Origin of the sequence: Saccharibacter sp. EH611 (assembly GCF_009834765.1) — a bacterium.
GTDB lineage: Bacteria > Pseudomonadota > Alphaproteobacteria > Acetobacterales > Acetobacteraceae > Saccharibacter.
Window position 1 is genome coordinate 22,656 of record NZ_WVHP01000025.1, and the last position, 14,266, is coordinate 36,921.

General features: G+C 46.2%; 17 protein-coding genes. 8 read left to right on the plus strand and 9 right to left on the minus strand.

The genetic code is table 11. From position 1 onward, the window contains the following. Positions 1–471 precede the first annotated feature (471 nt). From GS535_RS09670 to GS535_RS09685, 4 genes are all read right to left on the minus strand, one after another. Complete coding sequence (locus GS535_RS09670; protein WP_160792855.1) at positions 472–1,173, minus strand: hypothetical protein; 702 nt, start codon at positions 1,171–1,173, stop codon at positions 472–474. 46 nt (positions 1,174–1,219) lie between these two features. Further along, on the minus strand, positions 1,220–1,498 hold the full coding sequence (locus GS535_RS09675) for a hypothetical protein (RefSeq protein WP_160792854.1): 279 nt from the start codon (positions 1,496–1,498) through the stop codon (positions 1,220–1,222). Positions 1,499–1,803: 305 nt separating this feature from the next. Beyond that, positions 1,804–2,232 (minus strand): hypothetical protein, encoded by a 429-nt coding sequence (locus GS535_RS09680; protein WP_160792853.1) that lies wholly within the window; start codon positions 2,230–2,232, stop codon positions 1,804–1,806. Between the two features lie 88 nt (positions 2,233–2,320). After that, the gene (locus GS535_RS09685; RefSeq protein WP_160792852.1) at positions 2,321–2,761 is read right to left on the minus strand and encodes a hypothetical protein; all 441 of its coding nucleotides are present in this window, start codon (positions 2,759–2,761) and stop codon (positions 2,321–2,323) included. A gap of 375 nt (positions 2,762–3,136) precedes the next feature. On the opposite strand from GS535_RS09685, the gene GS535_RS09690 reads away from it, so the two are divergent. The 4 genes from GS535_RS09690 (at position 3,137) to GS535_RS09705 (ending at position 5,592) form a co-directional block, all read left to right on the plus strand. Beyond that, the gene (locus tag GS535_RS09690; RefSeq protein WP_160799199.1) at positions 3,137–3,778 is read left to right on the plus strand and encodes a hypothetical protein; all 642 of its coding nucleotides are present in this window, start codon (positions 3,137–3,139) and stop codon (positions 3,776–3,778) included. 28 nt (positions 3,779–3,806) lie between these two features. Continuing rightward, positions 3,807–4,322, plus strand: coding sequence for a hypothetical protein (locus GS535_RS09695; RefSeq protein ID WP_160792850.1), 516 nt, complete (start codon positions 3,807–3,809; stop codon positions 4,320–4,322). Between the two features lie 152 nt (positions 4,323–4,474). Then, entirely contained in the window at positions 4,475–5,080 is a 606-nt protein-coding gene (locus GS535_RS09700) for a hypothetical protein (RefSeq protein WP_160792849.1), read from the plus strand. 20 nt (positions 5,081–5,100) lie between these two features. Further along, complete coding sequence (locus tag GS535_RS09705) at positions 5,101–5,592, plus strand: hypothetical protein (protein ID WP_160792848.1); 492 nt, start codon at positions 5,101–5,103, stop codon at positions 5,590–5,592. Between the two features lie 12 nt (positions 5,593–5,604). Here the strand turns inward: GS535_RS09705 and GS535_RS09710 are convergent, their stop codons facing one another. Together GS535_RS09710 and GS535_RS09715 are read right to left on the minus strand one after the other, a co-directional pair. Next, positions 5,605–7,029 (minus strand): hypothetical protein, encoded by a 1,425-nt coding sequence (locus GS535_RS09710; RefSeq protein WP_160792847.1) that lies wholly within the window; start codon positions 7,027–7,029, stop codon positions 5,605–5,607. 209 nt (positions 7,030–7,238) lie between these two features. Next, positions 7,239–7,793: a hypothetical protein gene (locus tag GS535_RS09715; RefSeq protein WP_160792846.1), complete on the minus strand. Its 555-nt coding sequence runs from the start codon at positions 7,791–7,793 to the stop codon at positions 7,239–7,241. Positions 7,794–8,059: 266 nt separating this feature from the next. Here GS535_RS09715 and GS535_RS09720 point away from each other — a divergent pair, with 266 nt between their 5' ends. The 4 genes from GS535_RS09720 (at position 8,060) to GS535_RS09735 (ending at position 10,567) form a co-directional block, all read left to right on the plus strand. Then, complete coding sequence (locus tag GS535_RS09720) at positions 8,060–8,569, plus strand: hypothetical protein (protein WP_160792845.1); 510 nt, start codon at positions 8,060–8,062, stop codon at positions 8,567–8,569. Between the two features lie 56 nt (positions 8,570–8,625). Beyond that, positions 8,626–8,874, plus strand: coding sequence for a hypothetical protein (locus tag GS535_RS09725; protein ID WP_160799200.1), 249 nt, complete (start codon positions 8,626–8,628; stop codon positions 8,872–8,874). Between the two features lie 672 nt (positions 8,875–9,546). Then, the gene (locus tag GS535_RS09730; RefSeq protein ID WP_160792843.1) at positions 9,547–10,101 is read left to right on the plus strand and encodes a hypothetical protein; all 555 of its coding nucleotides are present in this window, start codon (positions 9,547–9,549) and stop codon (positions 10,099–10,101) included. Beyond that, positions 10,085–10,567 carry a hypothetical protein gene (locus GS535_RS09735; protein ID WP_160792842.1) on the plus strand — a complete coding sequence of 161 codons (483 nt, stop codon included), beginning with the start codon at positions 10,085–10,087 and terminating at the stop codon, positions 10,565–10,567. The genes GS535_RS09730 and GS535_RS09735 overlap by 17 nt, the downstream gene beginning before the upstream one ends. A gap of 17 nt (positions 10,568–10,584) precedes the next feature. On the opposite strand, the gene GS535_RS09740 is transcribed toward GS535_RS09735, so the two are convergent. From GS535_RS09740 to GS535_RS09750, 3 genes are all read right to left on the minus strand, one after another. Next, a complete protein-coding gene (locus tag GS535_RS09740) occupies positions 10,585–12,135 on the minus strand; it encodes a hypothetical protein (RefSeq protein ID WP_160799201.1) in 1,551 nt (516 codons plus the stop codon). Between the two features lie 268 nt (positions 12,136–12,403). Continuing rightward, positions 12,404–12,850, minus strand: coding sequence for a hypothetical protein (locus GS535_RS09745; RefSeq protein WP_160792840.1), 447 nt, complete (start codon positions 12,848–12,850; stop codon positions 12,404–12,406). 2 nt (positions 12,851–12,852) lie between these two features. Then, positions 12,853–14,130: a DUF3383 domain-containing protein gene (locus GS535_RS09750; RefSeq protein ID WP_160792839.1), complete on the minus strand. Its 1,278-nt coding sequence runs from the start codon at positions 14,128–14,130 to the stop codon at positions 12,853–12,855. Positions 14,131–14,266: the final 136 nt, after the last annotated feature.

The window sequence follows — 14,266 nt, forward strand, 5'->3', positions numbered from 1 at the left end:
TTTTATACACGTAAGTTAGTGTAATGGACTAATGCCCAGTAGCATAAGAGCCCCGATGGTGCGGTTGGGGAGTTTTCCAACTATCTGACTGTTAGAATTTGTTACTGTACCGTCGCTGGGGTTTATAGCCCCAGAGAATTTACCGTTCAAACCCGTTATGGCGTCTTGAGCGTATGCGTTATGGTTTATTACAAGGAGTGGCGAGAAGAGTAGAGTGGTTAAGAGAAGTGTTTTTAGAGAGAATTAGGGAAATCCATTGATATATGATTATTCTCATCTCTTTGAGTTTGTTTCTTTACAGTATGAAGACAAGTTGTTTCCTATAAAACGGTATATAGGCAAGAGGGTTCGGGGGTGGTGGAGAGTAAATGCAAAGGTTGTAATAACGCATGGCGGCTCTTTCGGGACGAAAACGGAGTGGAGAATAGTGTCTAATATTCTCGTATAGACTGGATTATAGAAAACTGCTGTTTAAAGAGCGCCTATTCCCGAAAGGACGGGGTCAAGAATATTTCCGGTGCCAACAGAGCCCCAGCCGCCAATTCCGGGCATACCGCCGGAGGCTTTTTTCATTAAGGTGCTCATCTTTTGGGCGGCTTCGCTTTTTTGTGTAAGGGGGCGGGTAAAATCGAAGGTATATTGGCTTCCTGGTTGGGTCGTCGGGCTTGGGGAGCTGTCGGTAATTTTGGTCAGCAACATGTTGGTATAGATTTGCCCTGGTGTAATGATGACAAACTCACCACCCATAGTGCAATGTTTGTTGAGTAATGCGGTAAGGCTCTGCATAGTGGCGAGCTTGGTAGCCATTGCGCCGGGGCCGCGCGGGGGGCAGACCATGATCATGGAGATGCCGATTGGTTTACTGATAAGGGCATTTGCGGCGACGGTTTGGTTGGCAAAAGGATAGGTGGCAACGTCATTCTCTAGAAGAACGCCTTTACCGCTATCTTGCCAATGGCACCATGTATTATCGAGGTCGGGAAGGTTTAGTTTTCCGCCGATACCACCAGAAATAAGTCCATTAATGGTAGCAACGAATTGTGTATAGAGCATAATAGGCACGGTACCGCCCATACGGTCTGCCACGCCGCCTGTGAGGAGGATGGGGCTGTTGACATAACCGAGCTGTAAGAGAGTGCGGCCTGCTTTATCCAGAATCTTAGAAATGCTCATGAGTTTCGTCCTATGGTGTAATTTTTGTTTCGTTTTGCAAACTTATTTATAATGTAATTTCAAAAGCGCTTTTATCGGCGCGATAGACAATCTTTGATGTGCTGATGGTGCTAATGAGGTTGATGTCATTGGTCATGGGTGAGCCAATTAAGGGGCGATAAAGCCATGTGTCGCCTGAGCTGTTTTGAACACGTATATACCAGCGTTCCGCGGCCATGTTCCATGTGACAGAAAGGGTAACAAGTCCTTCTGCAATGGATGTTTGGCATTGAAACGGCGGGGCGCTTTCATAATTGGGGGTGAAGGCAATAATCTCGGTACTCATGGGGCAGTCATCCTGGCATGTCGGGAAAAGGGGTTACTAAGAGAATGAATGGCGGGAAGGGGATATGACACATGGAATGTGGGATCTGGCGGCCGCTATGGTACCGCCTAGGGACGCCTTGGTAAGGGGAAGGCTAGGTAAGAAGCTGTAAGAGGGCTACTCAGACTATGGTTGCTGATACATCATGCGCGTGGTGGGGCATTAGATGAGCCTACGCTGCTCATCTGCCTCAAAGGCTCTGTTGAGGGTGCAAGAAGGATTAAAGAGAGCAGTGGCGAACGTCGTGTAGAAGGAGGAAGGCTGCGTTATGGCGCGTGGTGAAGCAGCATGAGGGCGCCAAGAGCTTGATTGCCTGAGGAGCCAAGGTAGCTTCCGATGGAATCATGCACGCTGCCATCAGGGCTGACGACACCAATCAAGTTGCCACTTGGGCCACGAACAGAGCCGTCGCTATTGAGGCTCCCCAGATAGCCTCCATTTGCGTCACGCATGGAGCCATCAGGGCCAAAGGTGCCTAAGTATTCCCCGTTTGGGCCAGCAATAGAACCGTCACGTCCGAGATGGCCGCGATAGCCGCCTTGTGCGTTACGAATGATCCCATCGGGGCTAATCGCTCCACGATAATTCCCGCTGGGCCCGGTAATGGTTCCCGTAGATTGAGCCCATGCAGGGGCGGTGCCAACGAGAAGGCAGGTGCTCAACAGGGCTGCTATAAGAGGGCGTGTGGCCAGCATCGCGGTACTCCATGATCTCCCTATAACGTCTTTCTGAGCTATGATGCTTTGGGGGCTCTGTCAACGCGTGGAGGCCGTGGTGCAGATGTTATGGGGCATGTTGCAAAAGCATCCATGCCGCTAGGGCTGGGCTTGCGGCTTTGCCATGAGCGTGTCCCTGTGCATCGTTCATGGTGCCATCCGCACTGACATGACCAAGCAAAACACCATGAGCGCTAAAGACTGAGCCGTTCGTGCTCAGATTGCCTAAATAATTTCCATTAGGGCCACGAATAGAGCCGTTACGATCTATATCGCCGAGGGTATTGCCGTTGAGCATAATGATGGAGCCCGTGCGGATAAGAGCGCTTCGATAGGCGATAGAGGCATTGCGGTGACTGGCACTTGGCCTGACAATAGTGCGGTCATCCGTGTGTGTCTGAGGAGCGATTGGGCGTGCCTGCGCTGATAAGAAGGGTAAAGCGAGAAGAAAGGTCACTGTGCGTAAAGGGGGCCAGACAGAACTAAAATAAGAACGCGTATTTAACATCAACAAGAACTCCATAGAGGTCTATGGAAAGCGCTGGTGCTTCTTGATGTCAAGGGAGATGGTCTGTTCTTAGAAGGGGACAGGAGCGCGTTATATCGATACGAGATGATCGAATTGGACGCTCAATAGTGCATCTTATGAACGGGCAAGCATGCGCCGTTGAGAGTCCCAAAATGTGAGGAAGGCAATAAAATAAGCACTCTATCTTTTTCTATCTTAAAATGAGCGGCAAGTCAAGAAATGAGGTCGTTCTCATAACCGTTAAGGTGTTCTGTCGTCCGGGTGAGCATGTTGATGCAGTCGCTGGAGAATGAATACTGCGCGCGTATAAGCATAGTCCCTACAGTACGCTGAATGGTTGACGGTGTGTGTTGCTTGCCTAATGGTAAAAAAATTTGGGATCGTGACAAAAAGGAAGAAACGGCGATGGGCGTATGGAAAGGAAAATTTGTCCCGGTAATGGGAATGTTCATCGTGCTAATGCCCTGCTTAGTGCAGGCTAAGGAGACCTCTCCTCCAACACCTTTAACGCAGGATCAATTTAAAGAAGGTATGGGGCTTGAGGTGCAGCCATTAAGTGGATGGCAGGCGCCTCCTCTTTTGCCAGAGTGGAAAGGACGTTTTTACGAAGCCGCAGGGCCGCTTATGGATGCATTAGCGAACAAGAATAGAGACTTGCTTTTGCTCGTGCCATATCGATGCTTTCGTCGGGAAACCTTTAAGGTTTTTACACAGATTACGGATGACGCGAAAGATCTCGATGATTTCAAGGAAGCATGGCAGGAAGTGCGTATGAGAGAGCTACAGAAATGTTACTTGGAATATGCTTATGTCTATCAAACTTTTGCCAAAGATTCCCAAAAAGAGAGCTTCTACATGAAATTTTTCCGAGGGGATGTTGAGCAGAAGTTAGAGCTTTATAAACAGCTTCTTTTTCCAGACATTAAAGATCAAGAATTTCTGGAAACGCATCTGGTTCCAGAAATGAAAAAAATCATTGAGGGCAGCCAGCCGTAAAAGAGCGGTTCGTGAAAAGGAAAGAACAATGGGTTTTAAGAAAATTTTTCTCTCTGCAATCATGCTGGGGCTGTGCGCTTCCTCATCTTCTTATGCGGATGAGTTTTATCAACCTCCTCATTGGGAGGAGATGTTTGACCCTGTGTGGCAGGTTATTCGCCACGTCCATGATACTCAAGGACTGATCCGCCAAGTAGATTCCTGTTATCATGATGAGTTAGCGCGTATTACTCAGCAAACGCCTCCCACCCAAAAGGATTATCTCCTCCATAGACGGCAGGCGATTATGAGCAGCCTGATGTTAAAGTCCTGCTATATGGAAGATCTCTATCTAGAATATCAGCTAAATTATATGGCTGAACGTGATCCTGCGCAGCTGGGGCCTTATGATGTGAATCTAAGTTATGAGGAAGGATCGCCAGTTAGAGACCGTCTTGTGTTGTATCGCTCTCTTTTATTCCCTTCCTTTAAGGAGCAAAAATTTATTGTGAAAGCGATACGTATAGCGTCCCCTCCTCATTATCCGTCCCTTCCTCTTCAATGAGGGAGTGAACATTGTCTGCATGAGATGGAGAAATCTTGCGCAGTGCAGTCCTCAAATAGTGGGAGAAAAGAGCTGGAGACATAGAAGAATTAACGGTGTATCTTTCTCAGTCAAGATAGAAGGTTGGTTGTTATGGGTGAGGAGGAATAGACGTGAAGATGAACGCATGGAGACAAAAAATTATGCACCTAGCGTGCATATTAATGGCTGGTATATGTACTCATATTCAATCGTCTGAAGCTGCTGTAAAACAGCCAATCACTAAAGAATTGTGGCTGAAGGTGATGGGGGTGGAAACGCAACCATGGAGCGGTTGGGTTGCGCCGCCTTTATTGCCAGATTGGCATGGGCGTGCTGATGCAGCGGCAGGAGAGATTAGCGATGCTCTAGCAACCCATGATATGAAGCTTGTCTTATTTGCTCCTAAGTTTTGTTTTATGCAGGAAACGCATAAATTATTTTCGTCTAATATTGAAAAGGCGGATGCGAAAGAAGTTGATGCGTTAATTGAAGGGTGGCAAGATGTGCGTATGAAAGGGCTACAAAAATGCTACATGGAATACATGTATATTTATCATACCTATGCAAAAGATAATCAACATATTGGGGTAGCGATTGATGATTATCAAGGCGATGTTGATATCAAGATGGAACTCTATAAGCAGCTTCTTTTCCCAGAAATGAAAGATCAGGATTTTCTGGATGCACAATTAATTCCTGAAATGAAGAAAATTATTGATATGAATCACTCGCACTAAGTTGTGAAGGAGAAGATAAGATGATGCGTTCAGTAAAAATAGGTCTGTTTCTTTTATTTTGTGGTTTTTTTGTTCCTATTTCTGCGCAGGCAGACGAGGACATTGTGCCAGAGTGGCACGAAATATGGGTAGGGGCATGGGAAGATATTCAGCAAGCGGATACGACAGATGAATTAAGAGAGAAGATCAAGCAATGTTATCGGCATGAGATGGAACGAATTTACCAGGAAAATACGTCGACCAGAGCGGATGATCATCAACATATGAGGAAGACTATTTTATCTAGTGTGAGGCTCAAATCATGTTATGTAGAGGATCTTTATTATGAGGATAAGATCGAATTTCTTCAGATGAAGAAACCATTCATGAGAGATCCTTATACAGCAGCAATACCTACGTTTTTGGGTACTCCTGTGAGAACGCGTTTGCTTTTATATCGTTCTCTTTTATTCCCTTCTTTAAAGGAACAATATTATGTTGTGCACGAGGTGTATCAAGCCGCGCTGGAATAGAGTGTTTTTTTGTTATGGGAGTGAGGACTGTTTATACGAAATAGGTGCATCTTGTCCAACTTGAGGTGGGGTGGTGAAATAATTATTTTGCTCATAATGATATTGATGAGAATGATACTGTGTATGTTGGGAATGTTGACGATGAGAATGTGTCTGATGGGAGTGCGTATGGAAATGAGTATGGGTGGAGTGCGTGGTTAGAATGTGAGCGAGATGATGAGAAGAAACGTGGTGAGTTATGGGGCGGTCAGGATGAGAAAAGCTTTTGGAAGCGGTTGCATCAGCAGGATGTTCTTGAAGATTGTTGGTGACATTTGGTGAATGGTTAATAATTTTCGTATAAGCCGTTGGCTGTGGGGTGGGAGCCTTTGTCGTGTCAGTAGCATTCTTAGTAGCATCTTTTGGATGTTCGTTATTAGTGGACGTCGGTGGTGTTAGGGAGTTTGAGGAAGAAGGTGTCGGTTCGGGAGAGCGTTGAGAAGATAACAGCGTGGCAGTTGCTCCTACTGTTGAGGTTACACCTATTCCGGTAAAAAGCGGCTCGTGTCTGACAAAATTACGGGCTTGGGAAGGTATCTTACTGCGCATGAGAGAGCCGAGGCCTCTAGTTCCACCTAGCCCAAGTCCAGTAAGGCCACTTCCGGTTGTGTTGCTTATGACGGCTCCGGCGAGTGATCCATCAAAGAGGGAGATTTCTCCCCCGACACCGCCGAATGAATTGGTCCAGTAATTGATAACGTCTTCAACCTGTAATAATTTCGTTGTAAATTGCTCCGCGGTGATTGCAAATAACTTTTGCGCATTATGTGTGGTTTTTATGCCTTCCATTATTAACGAATAGTTAAATCGGTCGCTTTCAGTTTTAGCGATACGTGTGTCTGCTGCTTCTTGCGGGGAAATTTTGTAAAGTGCCCCATCGCGGTCGAGATTTTTGGTGAGAGTTTCACGATCTTGGGGTGTTGCTTTGGCGAGGCTTTGTGCTTGTAGCTGAATATGGTACGCGTTAATATTTTCTGCTAAATCGTCACGGAATCCTTTTTCGTGGAGATAAGAGATGACATCTTTATGTTCTTTAGTAGCATATTCTAGAACATGTGGAAGCTGCGCAATAAGAGATTTCACAATATCAAAGGAGTTGTTACTATCAAGAGCTTTCCCTGAAACGCCAATAGAACGTGCTGCTTCTTTATTTTGATTGTTATAGATAATGGAGCGCGTTAGGTCTAAAAGGGTTTGGAGGTCACTGAAACCTTGGAAGTCTGCTTTAAGAGCAATGTATTGGCCAATTTGGAGGTTATACCCACCAGCTTCCGCTTCAAGTTCGGCTGCATACTTCTGCAATGCATCATGTACATCATGCTCATTTTTGAGGGTTTGGAAACTGCTACCAGCCAGCTCTGATGCGATCATTGCTTCTGGGTTGAAAGATGCAGGCATAATAAAAACTCACAAATAAATATAGAAAATAGAAAGAATATAAAGATATATTACTGGAAAATACGTAATATTAATAAAATATCTTATATTCTAAGAGAGTGGAGGTGAAAAGACGCGGGCACGATAATGGGCGGCACTGTCGAAGTCGCTTTCTGACCCCAAGCTTTCTTTAAAGCCAGGGCCAGACATCCAGTCAAAAACAGATGCGATTATACTGTTACTGTCTCGCCAGTAGCGTCGTCCTTCGTCGAGTTCCGCAAGGAATCGAGGTACTGAGTAACAGTCAAGGAGGAAGCTTCCACGTCTCTGAGTAAGGTCAGAAAGTGTAGGATTCTCCCTTGTCTCTTCTTCGGCAGAAGGGCAGAGGCAACAGTAAAAAAAACGATGATATTTTCGACGTCGTATCGATCATCCTCTTGTAGCCATCCTTTCTTTTCTGCTGTTGCGAGTGGAACAGGTGTAAAACCTTCCGATGTTGCACCGATAAAGGTGGTATTACGGCGAATTTCGGCCATGACAGCATGATATTTTTCCATATCGTTTGCGGCACCGCTTTCGGCGCATTCCTTCAATGCAAGTGCAGCGACAGCTGAACCTGTCGTAATACCGAGATCATCGCTTTCCAGAACACTCCAGGTGCGTGCAAAGAGCTTCCAGCATTGCTCAAAAGCTTCACGGGAGAGCGGTGGACAATAAACATGGCCCCGGTCATCGCTTAGAGGAACGACTAAGTTTAAAGCTTCATTGATGGTAACAGATGACATGAGTAAATTCCTAAAGAAAGATAATAAAGGGAAAGTGCAGCGTGCTGCGGTATCGAAAGCACTGCGCTATTGCGTAAAGGGTTACACTGGCTCTCTTAAAAGAGGAGAGCCAGTGTAGGAGGAGAAAAAGGCTGAAGTCCTGCCTTAGGCGGGATGTGCTGTTTATGGGCGCCTTGGGGGATGATCATACGTGACGAAATGGCGAGGGCTGTGTAAAGCCTAGGTGGCTTTTCTATAATGGCAGGGGCGAAGAGATGCGGAAGATCGTGCAGACTTGTTGGGGTGTCGTTTTGGTTATGGGGTTGGTTTGTGCGATTGTGCTGTTCCCAAAGGTGCCCTTTTCTGCTCTTTTTGAACTCCCACCTGTGCAAAAGACGATTACTTTTGTGTGTTTGGCCTATTTTGATGTGGTGGGTGGCCCAGGAGCTCCTGAGTATGGAGAGCGTATGATACGGGAGGCTAAGGATGATTTGCTTCAGCGGTATAAGGCTGGGGAGTTGGCCTCTCACATTGATAAAGAGATGCGTCTTTGCATCGATGAACGCATTGTGCGCCACAAATTAGCAGAGCGTTATGACGCACAGAAATGCTTCATAGAATGGCGAACGGTGCAGCTGGATTTAATGAGAGGTGGGGGGAAAGGTGTTATATTTAAGCAGCCAGAAGAATGGTGGAATATTATAGCGCCTTCAAGTTTTCTGGCTGATATTTTGTTATTTGATAATAAACGAGAAAGGCTCTGGGCAACGGCCTATGCCCCACAGAAAATAACGTAATTTTTTGGATATATTAGAGAAAACGACAGGGAGAGGGCGCAGCCATGATTAGAGGGATGGTGGAAAAAAACTGGAGTTTGAAAAAGAGATGGCCTCTATTCGCGGGGGGAATTTTTCTTCTTATGCTCGCTTATCATGGGGAGGCTATGGTGAAGAGCACACATATTCTTGATTTCTATCTAGAATATAGAACACCTGCACCTTCTTCTTCTAACCAATTAGTGGAAAGAGCTTATAAAGATATTATAGAAAATATTTCTACGTCTGTTAATGAGCTTGGTCACATAAATATTGATGAGGGTTAAAGTGGAAATGGATGGTATCATGAAAACCATCACTTAGGTTTGTTTTATTTATTTTGTGTTTATGTTGATATAAGAAATTCTATTGATGGGGATAATAGAGGTAGTATAAAAAATAAAACTTTGCTCACAGAACTTTATGTTCTGGAGACACAGCTTCCATACTCTTATGATATTGATATAGAAGATAGGCCGTATTATGGACAATATCATTATCCCAGTGTGTATAGTTATCCATATCCAGGTATTACTTTTTCTGATTATGACGATGGAAGTGATCTGAGCCACGCGGAAGTACGGTGGTTGAAGGCATATGGAGGGAAAGAGATTTGGCGGCGTGTTCAGAAAAAATTTCAATGGGACTAGTCGCGTTAAGCTGTGCGACTAGTCACAGCAGCCAAAGAGAAATCCTGTCCTGTCATGTTGTTGAGTTGGATAATGATATCTTCACTTTGTGGTGGTGAATTAAGGGCTTCCTTCTGTGTAAAGGAATAGGAATTCTGGCTTTGGCGTCTGTCGATGTTGAGCTAGGCTAGTTTGATTATCTTATTGAGAATATTAGTAAAAAATTCCTAATTGTGCAAAATTTTTCAAATGAGAGATATTAAAATAACGATCCTTTTTTGACAAAGTATGATCTTTCTTGGAAGGTGGCGGCAAGAAGAGGAGAGTTATATGAAACGAACCGGGGTATTAGGCCTATGTTTAGGGTTTGGTTTGCTGATTATGCCGCTAAATTCTTATGCACAAGGGGTGCAAGTCGAGCCTAGCTTGACCGCGAAAAAGGCATGGGAAGAGATGCTTGCTAATGCTTCAACAGGATTGAGGTTTGCCGCTGCACGGGGTGATTTTCCGCTGATAGAGAAGATCACTGTGGAATGTTATGATGATGTTGTGAAGGATATTCCCGCGATTGGTCCATTGGATAAAGATGGATATATTGATTTAAAAGAAAATCTACTTGCTAATGAGACACGCGCTAAAAAACTACAAGAATGTTATTTGCAAGATTCTATAGTGCATTATTCCGCGAGTCCTGATTATCAAGATAAAAATACATATTCTTTCTACAGTAGAGTTGAGTCTGCTTTAAGAGTAACATTATCTATGTATGCTATAAAAATAGACTATCTGAGGTTATGGGATACATATAAGGATACTCAGCTAGATGGTCTGGATGTTACGGAGAGGGCAATTTATGAGGTTTCTGAACGTGCTTCAGTTCAATAACAAAGCTTATTTTTTACCTGTGTTGGTTATCCTACTCTGCGCTGTAGGTGGGGCTGCTTATGGGAATAATATCCCCACAGAGTGGGAGGGCTTCATCCATGCGTCTGAGAAAGATATTAGGGAACATGGTAATATCCTCATGTTGGAAAAAAATGTCCGTAATTGTTATTCTGATTATTACCATAAATATTTATCTGCGGGGAAAGGAACGTCAAAGGATATGAGGAAATGTTTTGTAGAAGATCTATATTTACAATATAAGGCTCATCCTTTTATCAAAGAATTGTTCCCGGAGGATGTAAATGCCTCTGGTATGCCGTATTATTTAAATCCTTCATATGCGAATAGTCGTATTATCATTGAGCGTTCTTTTTTGTTTAAGACGGTCGATGAGCAGCGCCAGATTACACATCGTGCATATCTGATGAGTAAGACGCCTGTTGAGAAATGGGGTGAGCTAAAATAGCTCTTCCCTTAGGCGGCTTAAACAATACGTGATTGCTGAAGGGCAACAGAGACGTCTTGTCCTGTTAGAACATTCACATTTACATCAACGTTTTGGTTGTGCGTCGTTGTTAAAGACGCTGGAGAAATGGCGGAAGATAATGAGTCGAGCTGAAATGGTAGAGAAGGAGCTGAGGACGGAAGAGAAGCGGCTGGAGGCGGAGAGGGCTCTTTCTCTCGCAGAATAGAGGAAGCGCCACCAGATTGCGCTGGGACGACAGAAAGGATGATGCTTTCTATGGGCTGTGCATTCATACCAATAACCGTTTGCATGGTTGCAGAAGTGGGGGGTGCCCCTATTGATGTAGGACCATTTGAAGACGAATGAGGGAATGGTGCGGGGGACCATGCCGCAGGGTGTATGGTCTTTGCTTGAGGGGGTGATGAGGGTACGCCCATGGCAGCAGGGGGCGCTGTAGGAGGAGGGTTCTGCATTTGTGTGGGAGCTGGATGCGCGCCTGTTACCGTTGGAACTGTAGGGGAAGAATTTTGTTGTATCGGAGAGGGAGTCTTTGTGTCTTCAGGTTTATCATCGTCTGAGGGGTGTGAGAAATATTTATAGGCAGCGTAGCTCCCGAGGGCGATGCCTGCCCCTCCAAGAGCAATCCAGCCGACTGGGGTGGCGGCAAGGCCACCGGCAAGTGCGGCGGCTCCGCCCTCTAGCACGCCATCAGCTAGGACACCTTCTGCTAAACCTGTTAAGCCGAGACGGGTGGCGCCTCTCACAATGCTCGGCGTGGCTTTTTTCATCGCTGACGATGCAATTTTTTGAGTAGCCATTGCCCCGATTGTTGTGCCAACGGTGGTTCCAACCATTGTGGCTTCACCGCCTACGCCCCATAAAGAGTTTGTTTTTTGGTCAATTTTTCGTTGCACCATTGAAAGTGCATTAATCGCGTCATTAAGGCTTGTGGCAAATATTTTTTGGGCTGTATGAGTTCTTTTGACACCTTCTATCAGATTAACGGTTTCAAGCCTTACAGAAGCAATACGAGCATTCCGGGCATCGTCAAGATCTTCTACAGGGACATCAAACTTCTTAGAGTCTCTTCTGGCAGTTTTAATTAAGGAATTAATTTTAGGTTGTCCTAATCGCTGTGCCTCAGCGGCGACCAAAGCGATATTTGTTGGATTAATGTCTTCAATATCCGAGGATAAGCCGATACTTTGAAGATATTTTTCTAATGAAGGCGGTGGTTCGTTGGGTTTGTGGGGTTGGTTTTGGGCTATGGTAGGAAGATTGGAAAGGTTTCGCAATAAGTCTAGAACAGCCTCGAAATTATGCTTCCCATCAAGATGCTTTGGGCGTGCCCCAAGTTTAATAACGGCCTGTTTTTCCTCGTCATTAACTTCTGCTACGGAAACTAGTTTTTCTAACTTTGGGATAAAATCCAAGCCTATATTCTGAAGGCTAAGGGCTTGGGAGGCACCAACTGGCATGTTAGTACTACGGGAAAGGGATGAGCCTTCCGCTCCGATTGTTCTGATTCCTGCATTATTCTCGGAAGCACCAGATAATATGTCTCCCATAGTACTGGATTTATTTAAATTTTTTGGAATTGATTCAACTTTTTTATCTAGTTCTTTTGTATTATTATTTTCCACTTGATTAGGATTATGGAGGCAATAGTTTGTTCCCATATTAAAACTAGTAGGTGGTTTGACGGCCATAGGGGTACTCTCATCTCGTTATAAAGTTTTATGTCATCGGCGTACCCTCTCTTTCGTGAACGGAGAGGAAAAATACTTGTTTACGAAAGACAACGGCACAAGGCCGCTGTCTTTCGTAAGTTATGGATTAGGACAAGGACCAGAGATCACTATTGATGATCTCATAGCCGGTGAGTTCGACGCTCCATTTGGCCATGGTGCCGTTGAGGTCTTCTTGAGGCTGTTGTGTAATAAAACAATTGAGGACTGTGCGATCATCCTGCACTGGGCTATCGCTGATAATGCGCACTTGCCCGAGATAGGAGTTCTTTTTGACTTGCTTTAGCCATTCGTTGGCTAAATTCTGTGCACGGTTGAGGTTAACGGTAATTTTGATTTGTTGTTTGGCTTCTTGACTTCCCACCATGCCGGTCATCGTGTCGATCATTTTGGTGGTATCACCAGTTGGCGCGATTTTAATACCTTCTGTGGAAAGAAAGTCTGACGTGACGTTCAATGCAGAATTGGAATCAACAATCAGAGAAGCCCGAAGGCGGTTGAGGACGCCTTGAGCCGTTGCGGGATTAATGGCCATGATTAAGCTCCTGTAGCCGCTTTGGTGGATGACGTGGCGGTCTGACCGCTAAAGTCGATCGCAAGGTTGAATGTCAGGCTTGTAAAGCCGCGTACGGGCACGACCGTGGCCGCAAGGCCGTTATAGGTGCCTGTCGTATAGTCGGATGGGTTGGCGGTGATGTAGCTGTTGAAGTCGGTTGCTTCCAGCTCATACTGAGCAAGGATGCATCCACCCGTGACAGCGCTATCAAGTGTCTGCTGAGCGCGCGCGGTAAGGCGGTTAATGCCTTCTTGGCTGTATACCAGAGGGCGCATTCCCGGCTGGCTGCCTTCAATGATCGCGTTAGCAAGCTGGAGTTCGACATTGATAGAGCACCAATCTGCACCATACCAGCCAGACATGGTGTCGCCATTGCTGAACGTGCCCCAGAAGAGGATGCTGCCTTCCACGCCGCCTTCATTGGCTGTGCCTGCAAAGCCGATATTATTGCGTTTGAGGTCGGCAAAGTTCGGCCCATGTCCAGCTTCCGTCCATGGGGTAATGCCTGTGAGCTGGCGGAAGCTCATTGGAGCAAGGCGGTTTAATCCGCTCGGGCGTGCATTACAGAATTGTGCCGCGACGGCTGCTGCAAGATGTTCTTGCGCTGTGTTGGCGGCTGTTGTGCCCTCACGCACGACGGAACCCGTATATTCGGCACCGTAGAAGGTGGATTTCTGGCCGACGCCGTTAACAAGCAGTTTTTTGTAGCCGTCTTTATCCCCACACAGGAAGAAATAGACACGGCCATCTGAGCTGGACTGGTTGGCGAGGAAGGAGGGCAGATTAGGGTCATTCTGTGCGCCACGCGGCAGCACATAAGCGTAAAAAAGCTGCGGATATGTTTCGGTAAACTGGCTCAACGCGCTTTCGATCGTCGTTGCGGCAATCTGACCAAGCTCTAGCACCCAGCAGCCGGCCGTCGTATTGGCGAACCATGACTGCGCCATGGCGGTGAGTTCGGTCATGGCGGCTGTGTTGTCGTGAGCAGAGCCGTTTGAGCCGCCTGCATCGGGAGCAGCGCTGCTCGTGTTGCTTGTGCTCTGAGCGACAGGTGGGTTTTCGTTGGACGTAGAGCCAGCGACCTGTGCCGTATTGAACGGGGCCAACAGGGCTAGCACGTCAGACAGGGAAGACGCCTCAGCTGTTTGTCCGGCTTTGAGGGATGTTGCGCCGAGGCTCACCAAGCAGGCTTTCTGCTGAAGCAGGTTCGGCATAGCGCCACGAATGACGCTTTCGTTAATGGTAACAATATTAGGCATGAAAGTTCCTTTGAGGGGCTGTTTCAGAAGGCGGCAGAAGGACTTCATGAGCGTGCATAGACGCGCACGCGCAGCGCGTTCTGCACGCCTTGTGAGACAGCCGTGCTAAGAAAAGGAGAAGGGATTAAGTTCTGAG